Raw genomic sequence first — 15,392 nt, forward strand, 5'->3', positions numbered from 1 at the left:
GGCGTTCGCCTGTGCGCTGACTCCGAAACAAGCATTCAGGATTCAATCGATGAAACAACTTACCTTGCTGGCGAGCCTGTGCGGCTGCCTGTCGGTCAACGTCTGGGCGCAATCCACGGTCGATCTGGCGCCGATCACCATTGATGGCGAGTCTGGCGCAGAACCCGGCCTGAGCCTCGACCAATCCAGCAGCATGGCCTCGCGTCTTGGCCTTAGCGTGCGTGACACCCCGGCTTCGGTGGCCATCGCCAACCGCAATGACATCGAACGTCACGGTTCGCAAAACTTTCAGGACGCAGCCAACACCTTGCCGGGTGTGAACGCCAGTGCGCCGCCTGGCTTTGGCGGGTTCGTCTCCTATCGCGGTTTCACCAGCAGCCAGATCACCCAGATGTTCAACGGCGTCAACGTTTCCGGCGGACTGGCGCGCCCCGTGGATTCGTGGATTTATGACCGGGTCGAACTGTTGGGCGGCCCGTCCTCACTGATCAACGGCGCCGGTTCGGTCGGCGGTTCGCTGAACTACGTGACCAAACTGGCCACTCGCGACGAGCAAGCCGTCGAAGGCCGAGTCAGTTATGGCACCTACGACACCACCGAAACCGCATTCGGCCTCAATCACGCGCTGACCGAACCCGGTGCCGACGTGCAGCATTACGCGCGACTCGAGGTCAGCCACAACACCAGCAATGGCTACATCGACCGCCAGCAACGCGATGCCTGGAGCGTGGCATTTTCGTTGCTCAGCGACCTGACGCCAAACCTGTCGCACACCCTGGCCCTGGAATATCAGGACGAACACGAGGACAGCCCGTACTGGGGCACGCCGGTGCTCAACCCCAAGGCCGGCGAATTGAAGATCGACAAGCACAACCGCTTCAACAACTACAACGTCGAGGACGGCCGCTACGAGCAGCGGACCATCTGGGTGCGCTCGATCATCGATTACCGGATCAACGACAGCACCAGCCTGCGCAACACCCTCTATCACCTCGACAGCCAACGTGATTACCGCAACCTGGAAACCTATCAATACAACGCCGACAACAGCGCGGTGAATCGCTCCACCGCGTATCAGGTTCGACACCAGGGCGAGCAGAACGGCAACCAGTTCGAATTGCGCCACGACAACACCCTGTTCGGCCTCGACACCACCTGGTCCGGTGGTTTCGAGTACAAAGTCAACCAGACCACCAACTCGCCGCTGAACGTCAAAGGCGCCAGCACGGTGAATCCGAACAACTACCGACCGGGGCACTTTTATGACATTCCCGGAACGATGCCGGGTTTTGTCAGCGACAAGACCAATGAGGTCACGACCAAAGCGCTGTTTGCCGAAAATCGTCTGGCGCTGACCGACAAGCTCTCGTTGCTCACAGGCCTGCGCTACGACGACATCGACCTCGACGTAACCAACCATCGCACGGTGACCGCGAGCAACCCGCGTCATCTGAAGCGCAGCTGGGAGCCAGTCACCGGACGCGTCGGCCTGACGTATCAGTTCATTCCGTCAGCCAATGTCTACGTGCAATACAGCACCGCCGCCGAGCAACCCAATGGCACTCAGGACTTTGATGTCTCGACCGGCAAACAATGGGAAATCGGCGGCAAGTTCGACTACCTGAACGGTCGCGGTTCGGCGACGGTGGCCGCCTACACCATCGAGCGAAAAGATTTCGCGGTGACGGATCCACTGGACCCGACCAGCAGCATTCCGGTCGGCCAGCAGACTTCGAAAGGCATCGAGATTGCCAGCTCACTGCGGATCACCGACAAGTTGCTGGCCGAAGGCAACTTCGCTTGGGTCGACGCGCAATACGATGAATTCAACGAGAAGAACGCCGCCGGCGTAGTGGTCTCCCGCAAGGGCAACACACCGACCAACGTGCCGGACCGAGTCGGCAATCTGTGGTTGACCTACGATTTCTCGTCGCAATGGCAAGGCGGGGTCGATGCGCGGTACGTAGCATCGGTGTTCGCCGATAACGCCAACACCATGACCGTGCCGTCCTACACACTGTTTGGCAGCTTCCTCAGCTACAAGGTGGATTCGCACACCACGGTGACCGGGCGGGTACGTAACCTGACGAATGAGGTGTATGCCGAGTTCGCCCATGTGTCGCCGGCGTATTACCTCGGCACACCGCGTACATTCGAGCTGGCAGTGCAGACAAGGTTCTGATCCACTTTGGCGAGGGCCTGGTGCCCTCGCCACATCGCTACAGACCTGCCTGAACCTTCTGCGCTACATCCTTCGGCAACCACGCCTGCCACACATCCGGATGCGCTTTCATGAACGCCACCGCCGCATCCCGAGGCGCCGTGTGTTTCTCGCTCATTTCGGCCAGCGCCTTGTTCAAGTCATCGATCGGAAAGTCGACCTTGCTGAAGAACTCGGCAATTTGCGGATACTGCTTCTGGAATGGCGTGGACACCCCGATCGACAGCTTGGAAGCCAGTGAACGGGTCGGTTTTGGATTGGGATTGTCGGCGTCGGTCAGGGTCTTCCACGCTTCGGCGTCGAACGGCGGTTCTTCCAGTTGAACCAGCTTGAACTTGCCGAGCAATGGCGTGGGCGACCAGTAATAGAACAGCACCGGTTTGCCCCGGCGGATCGATGAGCTGATTTCAGCATCCAGTGCCGCACCAGAGCCGCTGCGGAAATTGGTGAAGTCATTCTGCAAGCCATAGGCCGTGAGCTTCTGCTTGTTCACCACCTCCGACGTCCAGCCGATCGGGCTGTTGAGGAATCGACCCTTGCTCGGGGTTTCCGGGTCCTTGAACACGTCCTTGTACTTCTTGAGATCGCTGACGCTGCGCAGGTCCGGCGCCAGTGGCTTGATGCCCTTGGCCGGGTCGCCCTTGATCACGTATTCCGGCACCCACCAGCCTTCGGTCGCCCCTTTGACTGTGTCGCCCAGGCTGGCGACCTTGCCTTCGGATTCGGCCTTGACCCAAACCGGACTGCGTCCGGCCCACTCTTCACCAATGACCTGAATGTCATTGTTGGCCAACGCCGTCTCAAGCGTGATGGTGGTGCCCGGCAAGGTGTCGGTCGGCAGGCCGTAGCCCTTCTCGACGATGATGCGCAGGACATCGGTGATCAGGCTGCCGCTTTCCCAGTTCAGGTCGGCAAAGTGGATCGGCGCCTGTGCCGCGCTCACCGCAGGCACCGCCGTCATCAAGCCGAAGGTGGTCAGGCCAGCGGCCAGCAACCGTCGAAATCCGTTCATGCTTTTGCACCTCGTGCTGTTCACAGCAATAGCAGGATGGCCTGACAGAAGACCGCAAGCCTCTGAATACTCAGTCAACTGACTGTAGACGAGGTTCCTGCTTTTTCAGGGGCATGAAACGGATAAGGCTACTTTTCAGACATTTCCTGCAGGCTCTTCAGCTCGCGTCTGACCATGCTGGCGTATTCCGCAGGCTGCAAGGCGTAGATCTGCGAGGCAACCCAACCCAGCCAGGCACCCTTCAATTCGTCCTTCGCAGCGAACAATCGACGAGCTTCATCACGGGCGCTGTCGAGGTTCTGCAAATGGAAATCGGCGCGGCTCACTCGCTGGCCTTGAACGTCACCAGTTCGCCCTTGCGCCACTTGGCGGCTTTGGCGGTGACGGCTTTCAGGGTCTTCGTCAGGCCTTCCTGGAGTTGTTCATTGGCGGCAAACACGGTGACCGCGCTATGGCCCTCCTTGAACACGATGGCATGGCCGTCGGCTGTGGTGACGAACGCGTAATCGCCCAGACCGTAAACGGTCATTTTGATTTCGCGAAAGCGGATATCCATCTTGCCGCCTTCACGGCTCGGTAGTACCGACGCGCTGAAATGATCACCGACCTTGAGCTTGAGGCCAGGTTTGTCATCGACCACCAGTGCGCTTTCGGTATCGATCTCGGCAACATAAATGCCTTCGGCGTTCTGCTCGGTGATGTAAACAAAACGCGATTGAAACTGCTTGACCAGCTTTGCCCGCAAATCACCGAGCACGAACAAAGCATGCATATCGAGGTTACTGACTGCCAAAGAAACATCCCCACACTTGAAAAGAGTGCCGCACGCGAATAGCGCGCACGGCAGAAAAATTCGGCTTGGCCGAAGGTGTTGCGCGATGACTCGAATATACGCCTGAGCGAGCGAAGTGCTCATTCAACGCGAGTTGCACAAGACTACTGGAATGCCACTCACGAAACCTGCAAAGACGTTCTCCAAATGTTGAAGGAAAACGCGTCAAGGCCGGCCAAAGAAAACTGACTACGAACTTTAGGGAAAAAACTCACCAAAAAAAGCACTTTTCCGACATATCGCACGCAAAAAATTGCTTTAGATAGCGCCATACCGTCAACAGGTGTTGGCGATTTTAGAGCAGCGATGCTGTTCGCGACTACCCGCAACACCCTGTAAATGCGGGTCAATCCATGAAAAGGACTTCATATGTGCACTATGACGCATTTTGCCGTGACTCACGAACCCGTCTTTGCCTTGAACACTCCAGTGTTCGAGACTGATCCTACAATTGAGCCTTGTGGTCGGGAGCCGTTGTTTCAGGTGGTCCCGGCGGGCAACAGCTTTTTCCATATCAGGGAAAAGTCGACGGGGCTTGTAAGAGGTTTCCGCGAGAATCATAACGCCGCCTGCGCCCTCGCCCGTTCTCTGGAATCGCGAATCGAACTCCTGGCCAGCGAGCACCTCAGATAAAGAGAGTCATCAATCCCGCCATTCTTCAAGGAGTACACCATGGAACTGCCTGCCTACAACCTGACAACCCTGTTCGATCAATTGGGGCTGCCTTCGGAGGAAGCGGCGATTGACGACTTCATCGAAGCCCATCCGCTGGAAGCCGATACCAAGTTGATCGACGCCGACTTCTGGAGCCCGCAACAAGCGCAGTTGCTCAAGGAATGGCTGCGTGCCGATGGCGAAGAAGCGGTGATGGTCGACGAGCTGAATGTGCGCCTGCACCGGGGCAAATGATTTCGATCAGTGCAGGCTGTTCTCTGTTCTGGCGCCCAACTGCGCGAGCCAAGCCGCCCTGCACTCCTCGGCTTCATCGCGACTGGCAAAAGCGGTGCCGCGCTGCTCGCCATTGAGCAGCACCACCCAGCAGACACTTTGCCCCATCGCGCGCAGTCCGGCGGGTACACCGCTGCCGATCATCACCGCGACATCGACTCTGCATTGCATGCTGACCTCCCAACTTCATTAGCAACCTAACTATGCGGGCATGTTAATGAAGTGGATCAAGAGGAAACAGCAACGCCGCTGCACAGCTTAATTGCAGTTCCGGCAACAATGCCTCAGCGCGGTTTCTCCGGTTTGTAGCCCAGACGCAATCCACCCCAGTGGCGTCCCTTGACGATGATGGGCACCGACAGGTCGTGCATCAGCTCGCCGGTATCGCGGGTGTAGGTCTGCAACAGTACCGGTTGCTGATGACTGCCGCAGCGGATGCCCGTGCGGTCGGCGAATTTGCGTTTGGTGCGATTGTTGACGGTATCGACCTGCACGTCCCCGGTCAGTGGCTGGCTGAACACCTGATTGTGGGTCGGCACGTAACCCTGCTGCGTACAGGCGATAGCGAATACCAGGCCTTCATGACGCGGCAGCAACGGTTCCTGAATCGCCGGCAGCACCTGATCGGTGTAGCGGTCGAAACGGGTCTGGAACTTGGCCGGCTGGGTGCCTGGAATCGGCTGATACTGGCGGTCAAACAGTTCTTCAAGGCTGATGCACCCTTGCTCGACGTCAGCCTCGAAGCGCGCAGCAATCTGGCTGGCCCCTTCGCGGGCGAGGTCGTAGATGCGCTGGTGATAGTCATCCAGCCCGACTTCAGCCAGGCGTTCGCTGATGGTTTCTGCCTGGCCCTCCATCTGCACCGCGGCCTCGGCCAGGCGACGAGTCTGTTGGTCGCTGATCGCCAGATCGCTGCGCATCTGTTCGATGGCAGTGAACAGGCTGTCGAGCTGTTCACGATTGGTTTCTGCACCCCGGGCAATTTCGCTGACCTGGTTTTCTACACCGGCCGCCAGTCGTGCGATGTTTTCCAGGTGCTGACCGGTGTGTTCGACCTGCTCGACACCCGTGTGCAAATCGTCGGAGAGCTGACGTATCTGCTCCACCACCTGCGCCGTACGTTGCTGAATGTCGGCGACCATCTCGCCCACTTCGCCAGTGGCCGTCGCAGTACGCGCCGCCAGACCGCGCACTTCATCCGCCACCACTGCAAAGCCGCGACCGTGCTCGCCGGCCCGGGCCGCTTCGATCGCGGCGTTCAATGCAAGGAGGTTGGTCTGACTGGCGATGGATTGGATCACCAACGTCACGCGCTGAATATCGTCGCTGCGCTGGCTCAAGGCTTCGATCAGTTCGCGGCTGGCATTGGCGCGCTGGCTGAGCTGATGCATGCGCGAGATCGAATCCACCAGTTCGGTGCGCCCTGCTGCGCTGCTGTGATGGGCTTCGCTGGCAGCGCCCAATGCCTCGCGGCTGAGCTGCGAAGTGGCCTGTTCAGTGGCGATCATGACTTCAGCGTTATTGACGATCTGCGCGGCGGCGTCGAGTTGCGATTGCAGCTTGCCCGCCAGCTCCTTGACGGAAAAAGCCACGCCAGCAGCCGACAGCGCGTTATGACTGGTGGTGTACGAAAGGTCGCGAGTCAGCTCGGACATCGCGTTGCTGCTATCGACCGGTTGCGCATCAGAGACCGCCCGGGAACGCAGGCGTGGCAGCCAGACGATCAGTACCGCCAGCGGCATGCTGACGTACAAGGGCCATTCGCCCAGGCTCATCCCGGCCAGCAACAGCATCAGGGCGATGCTTTGCAGGGTCGGCGTCATCCAGCGATTCTTCGGCAAAACAACTGGTGCAGGCCGAGCCGCAACCAGAGATCCATCTCTCGTCATTTTGTTACCCCACGCTTGTTCTCATTGTTGTGGCTGCATTAAACGCCACTACAACGCCATTATCCATGGTCCGTTAGTCGTGGGTCTGTGGCAGGTCAATGGAATGGTGGGCAGGACTTTTCGGCAGACGAGAAAAAGCAAAGATCGCAGACTTTTGCAGTTCACTGAGAAACTGCAAAAGGCTGCGATCTTTTCGCGACGACCCACAGCGAAGGGGCCGCCTCAGGAATCAGGCCTGACGCTGGTGCTTGTCGATCTGCTCGTGACGCTCTTGAGCTTCGATGCAGTACTTGGTGGTCGGGCTGATCAGCAGGCGTTTCAGGCCGATCGGCTCGCCGCTGTCGTCGCACCAGCCAAAACTGTCTTCCTTGATACGCTCAAGGGCCTGCTCGAGTTGCGGCAGCATGCGCTGGTCGCGATCAATCGCGTTCACCAGCCAGGTGCGCTCTTCTTCCACCGATGCGGCGTCCGCCGGGTCAGCCGGGGTGTCCAGGCTTTCGATGGCAATACGGTTCTGCTCAATGCGCTCATGGGTTTCGACTTTCATGTTCTGCAACAGCTCTTGAAAGAAAGCGTGTTGCTCGGCATTCATGTAGTCATCTGCCGGCATGGCCAGCAACTTGTCCTTTGTCATTGATATCTCTATAAAAAACGTGCATTAAGGCGAATTAGGGAGCGTTCCGGCGAACCGCCTGCGGTCATCGGAAAGGCATCGTTTATTGCAAACGCCACCCGGCACTCAATTTACGAAGGGGCGGCAGTCTAAGGCCCGTTTGAGGCCTCAGCAACTGTAAATACCGGGAATTTGTCCGACAAGGCTCGGAAACTGCTCTGACACAAGCTTCACAGCGCTCATCGGAGTGCGTTTATAGCAAGAAATTCAGTCGAGCGGCTGTATATAGAAGACAAACGTCGGACGAGCGGCGCTTTGTCGCAATTCGTTACGATCATTGACTGCGAAACCAGCCCCTTCTCAAAGACTGACAAATCCCCCCAACCTCAGCTACGTTATGCCCTCTCCGGTTCGACTTGAAGGAACGCGTCATGAAACTGATCGGCATGCTGGACTCCCCTTACGTGCGCCGCGTGGCGATCTCCGCCAAATGCCTGGGGATCGAACTGGAACACGACCCGGTCTCGGTGTTCCGTCACTTCGAGCGCTTCCAGCAGATCAACCCGGTGGTCAAGGCGCCGACCCTGGTACTTGATGACGGCGAAGTACTGATCGACTCAACCTTGATCCTCGACTATCTCGAAGCCCTGTCCGGCAAAACCCTGCTACCTGCAGACCTGACGCAACGGGTCAAAGCCCTGCGCCTGATCGGCCTCGGTCTCGCCGCCTGCGAAAAAGCCGTGCAGCTCTACTACGAACGCAACCTGCGCCCGGCCGAGATTCAATACCAGCCGTGGGTCGAACGCGTCGAAGGCCAACTTGCCGCCGCCTTCGCCGCCATTGAACACGAACTCGAAAAACACCCGTTGCCCACCGACGGCCCCCTCCAACAGAACGGCATTACCCTCGCCGTCGCCTGGAGCTTCACCGGCCTCGTCGTCCCCGACCAGATCGACGCGGAGCGCTTCCCGCGCATCGCCCAATACACCGCGTACGCCGAAAGCACCCAGGCGTTCATCAGCACCCCGATGACCTGACCATGAGCACCACCGAAACCGCCGCCCCGGCCCTGAAAGAAATCTTCAACGCCGAACGTCTGCAACACATCGCCACAGAAATGAGCGCCGTGTACCCGGCGTTCAAGGCCAAGGCATTTCTCAAGCATGCCAACGACGGCCTCGCCGACCTCTCCGTCATGCAGCGCATGGCCCGCGTCAGCGAAAGCCTGCACCACGTGCTGCCGCTGGATTACGCAGACTCCCTCGCCGTCCTGCGCGAACTTGCCCCGCGACTGAACAGCGGCTTCGTCAGCATGTGCCTGCCGCACTATGTCGCGAGCTACGGCGCGCACGCGTTCGATACCTCGATGGAAGCCCTGAAGTACTTCACCACCTTCGGCTCCTCCGAATTCGCCATCCGCCACTTCCTGCGCAGCGACCTGGAACGTTCGCTGGAACTGATGCACGACTGGGCGCGAGATGAAAACCACCATGTCCGAAGACTGGCCAGCGAAGGCAGTCGTCCGCGCCTGCCTTGGTCGTTTCGGCTGGAACCGGTGCAAGCCGATCCATCCCTGGCCGCCGGGATTCTTGACCGGTTGAAGGCCGATGAAAGTTTGTACGTGCGCAAGTCCGTGGCGAATCATTTGAATGACGTGGCCAAAGAGCATCCTGATTGGGTGCTGGACACAGTTGAAGGATGGTCGCTGGAGAACAGGCACACGGCCTGGATTGCCAAACATGCGTTGCGGAGTTTGATCAAACAGGGGGAATTGCGGGCGCTCGCGGTTATCGGTGCTGGGGCAAAGGCTGAGGTCGAGTTATTGGACGTGAAGGTGGAACCGGCGGTTGTGCGGCTTGGGGAGACGATTACTTTATCGTTTACCGTTCGATCGTTGGTGCCCGTTGAACAGCGGTTGGTGATTGATTATGCGATTGACTATGTGAAGGCCAATGGCGGGACGTCGGCCAAGGTTTTCAAGTTGAAAACGTTGGATTTGGCGGGGTTTGGAAGTGAGGTTGTGGCGCGGCGGCAGGTGATCAAGGATTTCACTACGAGGAAACACTATGCGGGGGAGCATGCAGTGCATGTGATGGTTAACGGGGAGAGGCTGGCAACTTCTGCCGTTGAAGTAATCACTTCATAACGTCAATACCGGCCGGTTACCCAATCTGTGGTGTGGCTGGGGCGGCAACGGTGACCCAGAGGCCGACCTGGAAAAACTCGACGATGTGCGCGTTTTCAATCCGCAAGGCAAGGCGATAGGACACGTCAGCGGTAGACGACAGAAAAGGAAAACCTTATCCACCAGGCTCGTGAAGGCGTCATCACGCCACACGTGGTTGATTTAGAGCGGGCCCAAAGAGAATTTCTCCATGACCGTAGTCGATCGCCTCAGGTTTTTGCGCGTTGTTCTGGTTCTGGCTGGCTTCGCGTGCCTTGCCCTCTATCCACTCATGGTGTTCTGGCCGTCTGGTTGGGCCTGGCACATCGGCCACTCAGACTACCCGCTGATGATCGTTGGCATCTACGCCACACTGGGCGTGTTCTTGATCCTGGCCGCACGTGATCCGTTAGCCAATCTGAGCCTGATCTGGTTCACCGTGTGGTCCAGCGTCGTGCACGGAGCAATCATGGCCGTCCAGGCGGCCACCCAGCCGGGGCAAATGGGACACTTGGCAGGTGATGTGCCGGCGCTCTTCATCGTGGCAATTGCCTTGGCAATCTTGACGCCCCGCTCGCAACCTGTCTCTTAGTTCGAGATAGGTCATGGAGCCTGGAGCCGGTCTGGAGATGCTTCGAAACAACAGACACCATTAAGAAACAACAGGAGACCTTTCCATTTCCGCTCTACTCTCACCGGCCTTGGTGCCACTGAGTGCCGAATGATAATGTTCAGCCTCAAAACCAGGGACGACACTTCGTGCACAAACAATGCCTTGCAGCAGCAATAACCTTCGCCATCAGTTTTTCCGCTCTTGCTTCCCCTGTGCCGCAGGAAGAGCTCGAAGAGTGCCAACGGATAGAAAATTCAGCCAAACAGGTCATGAAGAGCAGGCAGCAAGGCGTGCCCATGGCTTCGCTGTCGGAACTGGCCGAAGCGGCAGGCAAGCAGAGCAAGTATGTGGGTGAGTTGTTCAGGACGTTGATCCGCGAGGCGTACGCGGTTCCTCAGTTCTCAACCGAGAGCCAGCAGCAGAAATCGATCAGCGATTTCCAGAACAATTTCTACAAGGCTTGCATCGTGACGGCGGAAAAGAGAGCAGAGGCCAACGGCTGAATTCATCGAACAAAAAAGGGAGCAGATTCAGGTAATGAATCTGCTCCTTTTTACTGAAGGACTCGTGATTCAGTTTCCGGGCCAAAGATCCCCATCACCTTCACGGGCATTAAAAGCCGCCCCCTCAATGTGATAAACCTGTGGCTCCTCCGAAAAATACCCCTCCAGCCCCAGCATAAAAATCCTGTGATCCTCCCCTGCCTCAAACTCTGTATGAGCCTCAAGCGATTCCCACCGCACAATCAAATTGAACCGCTCCGGCGTTTCAATCCCCTGCGCCAACATGTGCCCGCCGTATCCGTTCGCGCGGCGGAGTAAAGGTTCAACCTCGGTAAATGCACGTCTGAACGCTTCACGACGTTCTGCATGAACAGGCAGCAAGGCAATCTCATAAATCATGACGCATTCCCCACAGAACTCGACCGAAGCGCCGGCTCGACCGCAATCGCAATCTTCCCTTGAAGACCGTTATTGGGACTTTCCAACCGTGCATGGGCCAGCGCAATCTCCGCAAGCGAATACACCGCGCCAACATGGGGCCGAAGTTGACCGCGCTCCACCAGGGCACTCAATTCATCGAGCTTGCCGCGGTTCTGGCGGGTGAAAACGAAGTGATAACTCGCGTTCTTGCCCCAGGCCTGGACCAGGTTTTGTGGTTTGGCGATGTCGACGATCGAGACCGCGCGGCCTAGTTGTGCGAGGGCGTCAGGACTGCGCGACAGGGAGTCGCCGCCGATGGTGTCGAACACCACGTCCACTCCGAGGCCATCGGTTTCCCGCAGGATGGCGTCGACGTAGTCTTCTTTTTCGTAGTCGATGATCACATCGGCGCCCATGCGGCGGACGAACTCGGCGTTTGCTTCGCGCGCGGTGGTGAACACTTTGGCGCCCATCGCTTTGGCGAGCTGGATGGCGACGTGTCCGACGCCTCCCCCTGCCGACAGCTTGGCAAACCTCGTCAAACCACCAGAACGCAGCAAGGCACCTGATAAAGAATGTGCTCGGTGGTACTGCCCAACCACTTGCTCAGACCCCGCTTGCGAACCCTGCCCATCACGATGACATCGACATGCTGCTCGTCGGCGAACTCGCTCAGCACGGTGACTGGCCGGCCTTCAATGAAGTGGCGCTGACTGGAGGCCACACCGAAATGCCCGGCCAGTCGAAGAAACGATTTTTGCAGGTCTTCGCGCAGTGACCGGGTCAGCTCGGCCAGCGGTAATCCGCCCATGTCCGCCAGGTACCCGGCGGAAATATCGCAGGCATAGAGCAAGTGCAACTCGGCGTCGCACTGAATGGCCAGGGCATTGGCCTGCCGGATGATCTGCTCGTTCAACGAGTTGTCGGCGGATTCGATATCCGACACCTCGACCGCCGCCAGCACTTTGCGAGGCAATACATAGCCGCTTCCGCCCACCAGATAGACAGGTACCGGACAATCGCGCAGTAATTGCCAGTCCAGCGGCGTGTAAAACGCGCGTCTGAGGGCCGACACCTGTTCGATTTCCTTGATCAGCAGATCGGGCTCATACGCTTTGACGTGATCAAGGATGCGATGCTCCACATCAGCGGCCCATTCCACTTCGATGGTCACCTCGATCCGCCTGCCGCGCAGATTGACCGCCCGGGCCTCCAGCGTTTGCCGATGATCCTGAAGAAATGCCTCGCGCGCCTGTTGCCGGTTGCCTGTTTCCAGCAGCGACAAACCGTCGAGCGAAGGAATCAGCGCCAATAGGTGCAAACGCGCGCCGCTGGCCTTGGCCAGCGCTGCTGCATGATTGATCGCACCGGACTCGCGCAGGAGCGGATTGATGATCAGCAGCAATCGCTGATACTGGCTCATGGCAACCTCGCGTCAGCTGAGTGACTGTCTACGCCGGCTCTGACGCCCGGCCCCACTGCCAGAATGCTACCGGGTACCGAATACAATGCCCGTTCGGTAGTGCTGCCGATCAATCGATCGATACCGGTCCGGTGTACGGTGCCCATCACGACCACATCCGCCACGTATTGCTCGACAAACTCGCTGATGACCGGCACCGGCAGCCCCATCACAAAATGGCGTCGCTCGGGTGGAATCTCGTAGCGTTCGGCCAGATTGATGAACGCCTGATGCAGGGACTGCCGCAGCTCCTCGACAAAATCCATTCCCCAGCCGGCACCGACCAACGGCGCATCGCCATTGAATGCCGGTGACAGGTCATAAGCGTAGAGCAGGTGCATGGGCGCGTCACATTGCGCGGCCAGCGCGTTGGCGGTCTGAATGATGGTGTCATTCAGACCGCTGATCTGGGTCTCTGGATCGAACGGATCCACGGCCGCGACGATGCGATGCGGCAGGCTGTAACGGACCTCGTTGACCAGATGCACGGGCACGGGGCACTCGCGCAGCAAATGGCAATCCAGCGGCGTGATGAAAACCCGTTTAAGCAGGGGTTCCATCGCCACGTCCTTGATCAACACATCAGGATTGAGGTCTGCGACAGCCCGCAAAATGTCCAGTTGCGGGTGCGTGGTGAACACCACCTCCACTGTCACCTCCAATCCCTGTCCTGAAAGTTGTTCAAGCTGATCGGCAACCCAGCGACGATGGTGACGCAGGTATCGCTGATAGCCGGCCTCGTCGATTTTGTCCTCCCACAGCCTGACAACCGGGGCCGGCTCAGTGAATACCCGAACATCCAGCGCCGCCCCGCTCGCCTTGGCCAGCGCCACTGCGCGCAGCATGGCGGGCGTCTGATGCAGGGTTCGGTCGGCGACCAGCAGCAAACGTTGATATTGCCCCATCACACACCTCCGCAAGACAACCACAGGCTTTGAGACTGATCCTGACTGCCGGCGCGCAGTTGATTTACATCAACTCCGGACGATTCAACATCGCCGGTCTCTGACCCAGATCAGATTCCTGCCCTTCGAGCGGCGTAGAAAGAAAGCGACTGCGGGGCGCTGTGTCCCGTGCCCGTCTCCAAAACCGCAGGGAGGTTCTCCTCATGCTCACCGTCAAAGACCACAACGAACGAGCCGCCGTTGCCTATGCCTCGATCGCCGGCCAACACTGGATCGAAGCACTCAAGGACGGTCGTCATGTACTGATCCGGCCTCTTTCGGAAAAGGATCGGGAACGCGAATATGCGTTCATCAAACGCTTGTCTCCCGAGTCGCGACATATGCGCTTTCTGGCGCAGATCAATGAACCGTCGGGCACGATGCTGGACCAATTGATGGACACCGATAATCGCCTGCGCCTGGCTTATGTAGCGCTGGTGCACGACAACGGTCAATTGATCGAAATCGGCGTAAGCCGCTATGCCGCCACGGGTGAACACGAGTGCGAATGCGCCGTTACCGTTGCCGATGAATGGACGCATCTGGGGTTGGGGACATTATTGATGGAGCACTTGATCACGGCGGCGCGCAAGAATGGAATGCACCGAATGTACTCGGTCGATGCCGCCAGCAACGCCCAAATGCGGGACCTGGCCCGGACGTTGGGGTTTGAACGGAACAGCGATCCTGAAGATCCTCGCCAGGTCATTCACAGCCTGAATTTGTAGCCTCTGCGGCCGGCGAACGTCCAAACGGGCGATCGCCGGCGCTTCGGCGCTAAAGCCCCCTGCCCGGCTTGATCGCCAACACACTGCACGGTGCCCGGTGCAGGAGCTGTTCGGCGGTGGTGCCCAGCCGTTTGCTCATGCCTCTGTGCTGCACCGTACCCGCGACGATGACGTCGACATTCTGCTCTTCGACGAATCGGCAAATGGCCGGCACCGGCACACCTTCGATGAAATGGCGACAGTCCGTCGACACGCCGTGACGCTCGGCCATCGCGGCAAACGCCTCATGCTGTGCCGTCCCCAATGCCTCGTAGATGCCGGTGGCCAGCGGTAACGCGCCGAAACCGTAGTCTTGCGCATACGCGGCGGTCCAATCGTAAACGTGCAATAACTGCAGCCGGGCATTGCACACCTCGGCCAGCTTCGATGCCGCGTCGATGATCTGGTCGTTGAACAGCAGATCCTGATCTTCGCTGCGCAGCACGTCGATGATCGCCAGAACATGACGGGGGCGTGGGTTCAAGGCATTGGTCACCAAGTGTGCCGGAATCGGGCAGTCGCGCAGCAGTTGCCAGTCCAGCGGGGTGAAGAACACCCGTTTCAGGGCCGACTCTTCATGGGCATCCTTGATGATCATCACCAGCGGCATTTCATTGATGAATTGCACAATCTCCGCGTACGGGTCCTGAACCCACACCACTTCGCTCGTGACGACGACCCCGTGTCCACGCATCCGGGTCGCCTGTTCTTCGAGCCAATGGCGATGCTTCTCCAGGTAGGCGTCACGGACCACTGCGACCTGGTCGGGGGCAAACAGTCCGGCTACGGCCAGCGCCTGTAAATAATCGAACGCCACGATATGCAGCGGTCTTTGCAGCGCCTGGGCCAATGCCAAGGCACGATCGAATGCCGGCGTGTGGTCCATGGCGGATGGAGCGATCAGCAGCAGGCGGGGTTCCTGTGACATGGTGCACCTCGACATTGAGCGATGGCAGGGAATTAAACTCACGCTGGCCCTTTTACCGACAACCACTTTGATTTTT

The 15,392-nt window shown here is 58.5% G+C and carries 18 protein-coding genes and 1 pseudogene; 8 read left to right on the top strand and 11 right to left on the bottom strand.

All coding sequences use genetic code 11. From position 1 onward, the window contains the following. Nucleotides 1–49: 49 nt before the first annotated feature. The gene (locus tag I5961_RS16430; RefSeq protein WP_227232854.1) at nucleotides 50–2,182 is read left to right on the top strand and encodes a TonB-dependent receptor; all 2,133 of its coding nucleotides are present in this window, start codon (nucleotides 50–52) and stop codon (nucleotides 2,180–2,182) included. Between the two features lie 37 nt (nucleotides 2,183–2,219). On the opposite strand, the gene I5961_RS16435 is transcribed toward I5961_RS16430, so the two are convergent. The 3 genes from I5961_RS16435 to I5961_RS16445 all read right to left on the bottom strand — a co-directional run bounded on the left by I5961_RS16435 (nucleotide 2,220) and on the right by I5961_RS16445 (nucleotide 4,026). Beyond that, complete coding sequence (locus tag I5961_RS16435; protein ID WP_227232855.1) at nucleotides 2,220–3,233, bottom strand: ABC transporter substrate-binding protein; 1,014 nt, start codon at nucleotides 3,231–3,233, stop codon at nucleotides 2,220–2,222. 128 nt (nucleotides 3,234–3,361) lie between these two features. After that, the gene (locus tag I5961_RS16440) at nucleotides 3,362–3,559 is read right to left on the bottom strand and encodes a hypothetical protein (protein ID WP_085703635.1); all 198 of its coding nucleotides are present in this window, start codon (nucleotides 3,557–3,559) and stop codon (nucleotides 3,362–3,364) included. Then, nucleotides 3,556–4,026, bottom strand: a complete 471-nt coding sequence (locus I5961_RS16445) for a hypothetical protein (protein WP_007950541.1) — start codon at nucleotides 4,024–4,026, stop codon at nucleotides 3,556–3,558. The genes I5961_RS16440 and I5961_RS16445 overlap by 4 nt, the downstream gene beginning before the upstream one ends. A 408-nt stretch (nucleotides 4,027–4,434) precedes the next feature. Here I5961_RS16445 and I5961_RS16450 point away from each other — a divergent pair, with 408 nt between their 5' ends. Further along, nucleotides 4,435–4,698 (top strand): hypothetical protein, encoded by a 264-nt coding sequence (locus I5961_RS16450; RefSeq protein WP_227232856.1) that lies wholly within the window; start codon nucleotides 4,435–4,437, stop codon nucleotides 4,696–4,698. Between the two features lie 39 nt (nucleotides 4,699–4,737). After that, nucleotides 4,738–4,974: a DUF2789 family protein gene (locus tag I5961_RS16455; RefSeq protein WP_085687730.1), complete on the top strand. Its 237-nt coding sequence runs from the start codon at nucleotides 4,738–4,740 to the stop codon at nucleotides 4,972–4,974. Nucleotides 4,975–4,980: 6 nt separating this feature from the next. Here I5961_RS16455 and I5961_RS16460 read toward each other — a convergent pair whose 3' ends face one another. The 3 genes from I5961_RS16460 to I5961_RS16470 form a co-directional block, all read right to left on the bottom strand. Further along, nucleotides 4,981–5,184, bottom strand: a complete 204-nt coding sequence (locus I5961_RS16460) for a hypothetical protein (protein WP_085698234.1) — start codon at nucleotides 5,182–5,184, stop codon at nucleotides 4,981–4,983. A gap of 113 nt (nucleotides 5,185–5,297) precedes the next feature. Further along, entirely contained in the window at nucleotides 5,298–6,902 is a 1,605-nt protein-coding gene (locus tag I5961_RS16465; protein WP_227232857.1) for a methyl-accepting chemotaxis protein, read from the bottom strand. A 229-nt stretch (nucleotides 6,903–7,131) separates the two neighbouring features. Beyond that, the gene (locus tag I5961_RS16470; protein ID WP_039767046.1) at nucleotides 7,132–7,536 is read right to left on the bottom strand and encodes a TraR/DksA family transcriptional regulator; all 405 of its coding nucleotides are present in this window, start codon (nucleotides 7,534–7,536) and stop codon (nucleotides 7,132–7,134) included. Between the two features lie 410 nt (nucleotides 7,537–7,946). Here I5961_RS16470 and I5961_RS16475 point away from each other — a divergent pair, with 410 nt between their 5' ends. The 4 genes from I5961_RS16475 (at nucleotide 7,947) to I5961_RS16490 (ending at nucleotide 10,795) form a co-directional block, all read left to right on the top strand. After that, the gene (locus I5961_RS16475; protein WP_227232858.1) at nucleotides 7,947–8,552 is read left to right on the top strand and encodes a glutathione S-transferase; all 606 of its coding nucleotides are present in this window, start codon (nucleotides 7,947–7,949) and stop codon (nucleotides 8,550–8,552) included. A gap of 2 nt (nucleotides 8,553–8,554) precedes the next feature. Then, nucleotides 8,555–9,661: a DNA alkylation repair protein gene (locus tag I5961_RS16480; protein ID WP_227232859.1), complete on the top strand. Its 1,107-nt coding sequence runs from the start codon at nucleotides 8,555–8,557 to the stop codon at nucleotides 9,659–9,661. A gap of 229 nt (nucleotides 9,662–9,890) precedes the next feature. Next, nucleotides 9,891–10,271 carry a DUF6632 domain-containing protein gene (locus tag I5961_RS16485; RefSeq protein ID WP_227232860.1) on the top strand — a complete coding sequence of 127 codons (381 nt, stop codon included), beginning with the start codon at nucleotides 9,891–9,893 and terminating at the stop codon, nucleotides 10,269–10,271. A gap of 167 nt (nucleotides 10,272–10,438) precedes the next feature. After that, complete coding sequence (locus I5961_RS16490; protein WP_227232861.1) at nucleotides 10,439–10,795, top strand: hypothetical protein; 357 nt, start codon at nucleotides 10,439–10,441, stop codon at nucleotides 10,793–10,795. A gap of 69 nt (nucleotides 10,796–10,864) precedes the next feature. Here the strand turns inward: I5961_RS16490 and I5961_RS16495 are convergent, their stop codons facing one another. From I5961_RS16495 to I5961_RS16510, 4 genes and pseudogenes are all read right to left on the bottom strand, one after another. Continuing rightward, entirely contained in the window at nucleotides 10,865–11,194 is a 330-nt protein-coding gene (locus I5961_RS16495) for an antibiotic biosynthesis monooxygenase family protein (RefSeq protein ID WP_227232862.1), read from the bottom strand. Then, nucleotides 11,191–11,730 (bottom strand): annotated as a pseudogene (locus tag I5961_RS16500) (zinc-binding dehydrogenase); the annotation flags it as partial. The pseudogene I5961_RS16500 and the gene I5961_RS16495, both read right to left, overlap by 4 nt. A 23-nt stretch (nucleotides 11,731–11,753) precedes the next feature. Next, on the bottom strand, nucleotides 11,754–12,638 hold the full coding sequence (locus tag I5961_RS16505) for a universal stress protein (RefSeq protein ID WP_227232863.1): 885 nt from the start codon (nucleotides 12,636–12,638) through the stop codon (nucleotides 11,754–11,756). Further along, nucleotides 12,635–13,582 carry a universal stress protein gene (locus I5961_RS16510; protein WP_227232864.1) on the bottom strand — a complete coding sequence of 316 codons (948 nt, stop codon included), beginning with the start codon at nucleotides 13,580–13,582 and terminating at the stop codon, nucleotides 12,635–12,637. The genes I5961_RS16505 and I5961_RS16510 overlap by 4 nt, the downstream gene beginning before the upstream one ends. 203 nt (nucleotides 13,583–13,785) lie before the next feature. Here I5961_RS16510 and I5961_RS16515 point away from each other — a divergent pair, with 203 nt between their 5' ends. Next, the gene (locus tag I5961_RS16515) at nucleotides 13,786–14,349 is read left to right on the top strand and encodes a GNAT family N-acetyltransferase (protein WP_085698225.1); all 564 of its coding nucleotides are present in this window, start codon (nucleotides 13,786–13,788) and stop codon (nucleotides 14,347–14,349) included. 49 nt (nucleotides 14,350–14,398) lie between these two features. Here I5961_RS16515 and I5961_RS16520 read toward each other — a convergent pair whose 3' ends face one another. Next, nucleotides 14,399–15,316: a universal stress protein gene (locus I5961_RS16520; RefSeq protein ID WP_085703644.1), complete on the bottom strand. Its 918-nt coding sequence runs from the start codon at nucleotides 15,314–15,316 to the stop codon at nucleotides 14,399–14,401. Nucleotides 15,317–15,392 lie beyond the last annotated feature (76 nt).

This window comes from Pseudomonas sp. IAC-BECa141, assembly GCF_020544405.1.
Classification (GTDB): Bacteria; Pseudomonadota; Gammaproteobacteria; order Pseudomonadales; family Pseudomonadaceae; genus Aquipseudomonas.

Coding starts and splice junctions, on each gene's coding strand:
- I5961_RS16430 (WP_227232854.1), top strand. CDS start 50: ATGAAACAACTTACCTTGCTGGCGAGCCTGTGCGGCTGCCTGTCGGTC.
- I5961_RS16435 (WP_227232855.1), bottom strand. CDS start 3,233: ATGAACGGATTTCGACGGTTGCTGGCCGCTGGCCTGACCACCTTCGGC.
- I5961_RS16450 (WP_227232856.1), top strand. CDS start 4,435: ATGTGCACTATGACGCATTTTGCCGTGACTCACGAACCCGTCTTTGCC.
- I5961_RS16455 (WP_085687730.1), top strand. CDS start 4,738: ATGGAACTGCCTGCCTACAACCTGACAACCCTGTTCGATCAATTGGGG.
- I5961_RS16460 (WP_085698234.1), bottom strand. CDS start 5,184: ATGCAATGCAGAGTCGATGTCGCGGTGATGATCGGCAGCGGTGTACCC.
- I5961_RS16465 (WP_227232857.1), bottom strand. CDS start 6,902: ATGACGAGAGATGGATCTCTGGTTGCGGCTCGGCCTGCACCAGTTGTT.
- I5961_RS16470 (WP_039767046.1), bottom strand. CDS start 7,536: ATGACAAAGGACAAGTTGCTGGCCATGCCGGCAGATGACTACATGAAT.
- I5961_RS16475 (WP_227232858.1), top strand. CDS start 7,947: ATGAAACTGATCGGCATGCTGGACTCCCCTTACGTGCGCCGCGTGGCG.
- I5961_RS16480 (WP_227232859.1), top strand. CDS start 8,555: ATGAGCACCACCGAAACCGCCGCCCCGGCCCTGAAAGAAATCTTCAAC.
- I5961_RS16485 (WP_227232860.1), top strand. CDS start 9,891: ATGACCGTAGTCGATCGCCTCAGGTTTTTGCGCGTTGTTCTGGTTCTG.
- I5961_RS16495 (WP_227232862.1), bottom strand. CDS start 11,194: ATGATTTATGAGATTGCCTTGCTGCCTGTTCATGCAGAACGTCGTGAA.
- I5961_RS16505 (WP_227232863.1), bottom strand. CDS start 12,638: ATGAGCCAGTATCAGCGATTGCTGCTGATCATCAATCCGCTCCTGCGC.
- I5961_RS16510 (WP_227232864.1), bottom strand. CDS start 13,582: ATGGGGCAATATCAACGTTTGCTGCTGGTCGCCGACCGAACCCTGCAT.
- I5961_RS16515 (WP_085698225.1), top strand. CDS start 13,786: ATGCTCACCGTCAAAGACCACAACGAACGAGCCGCCGTTGCCTATGCC.
- I5961_RS16520 (WP_085703644.1), bottom strand. CDS start 15,316: ATGTCACAGGAACCCCGCCTGCTGCTGATCGCTCCATCCGCCATGGAC.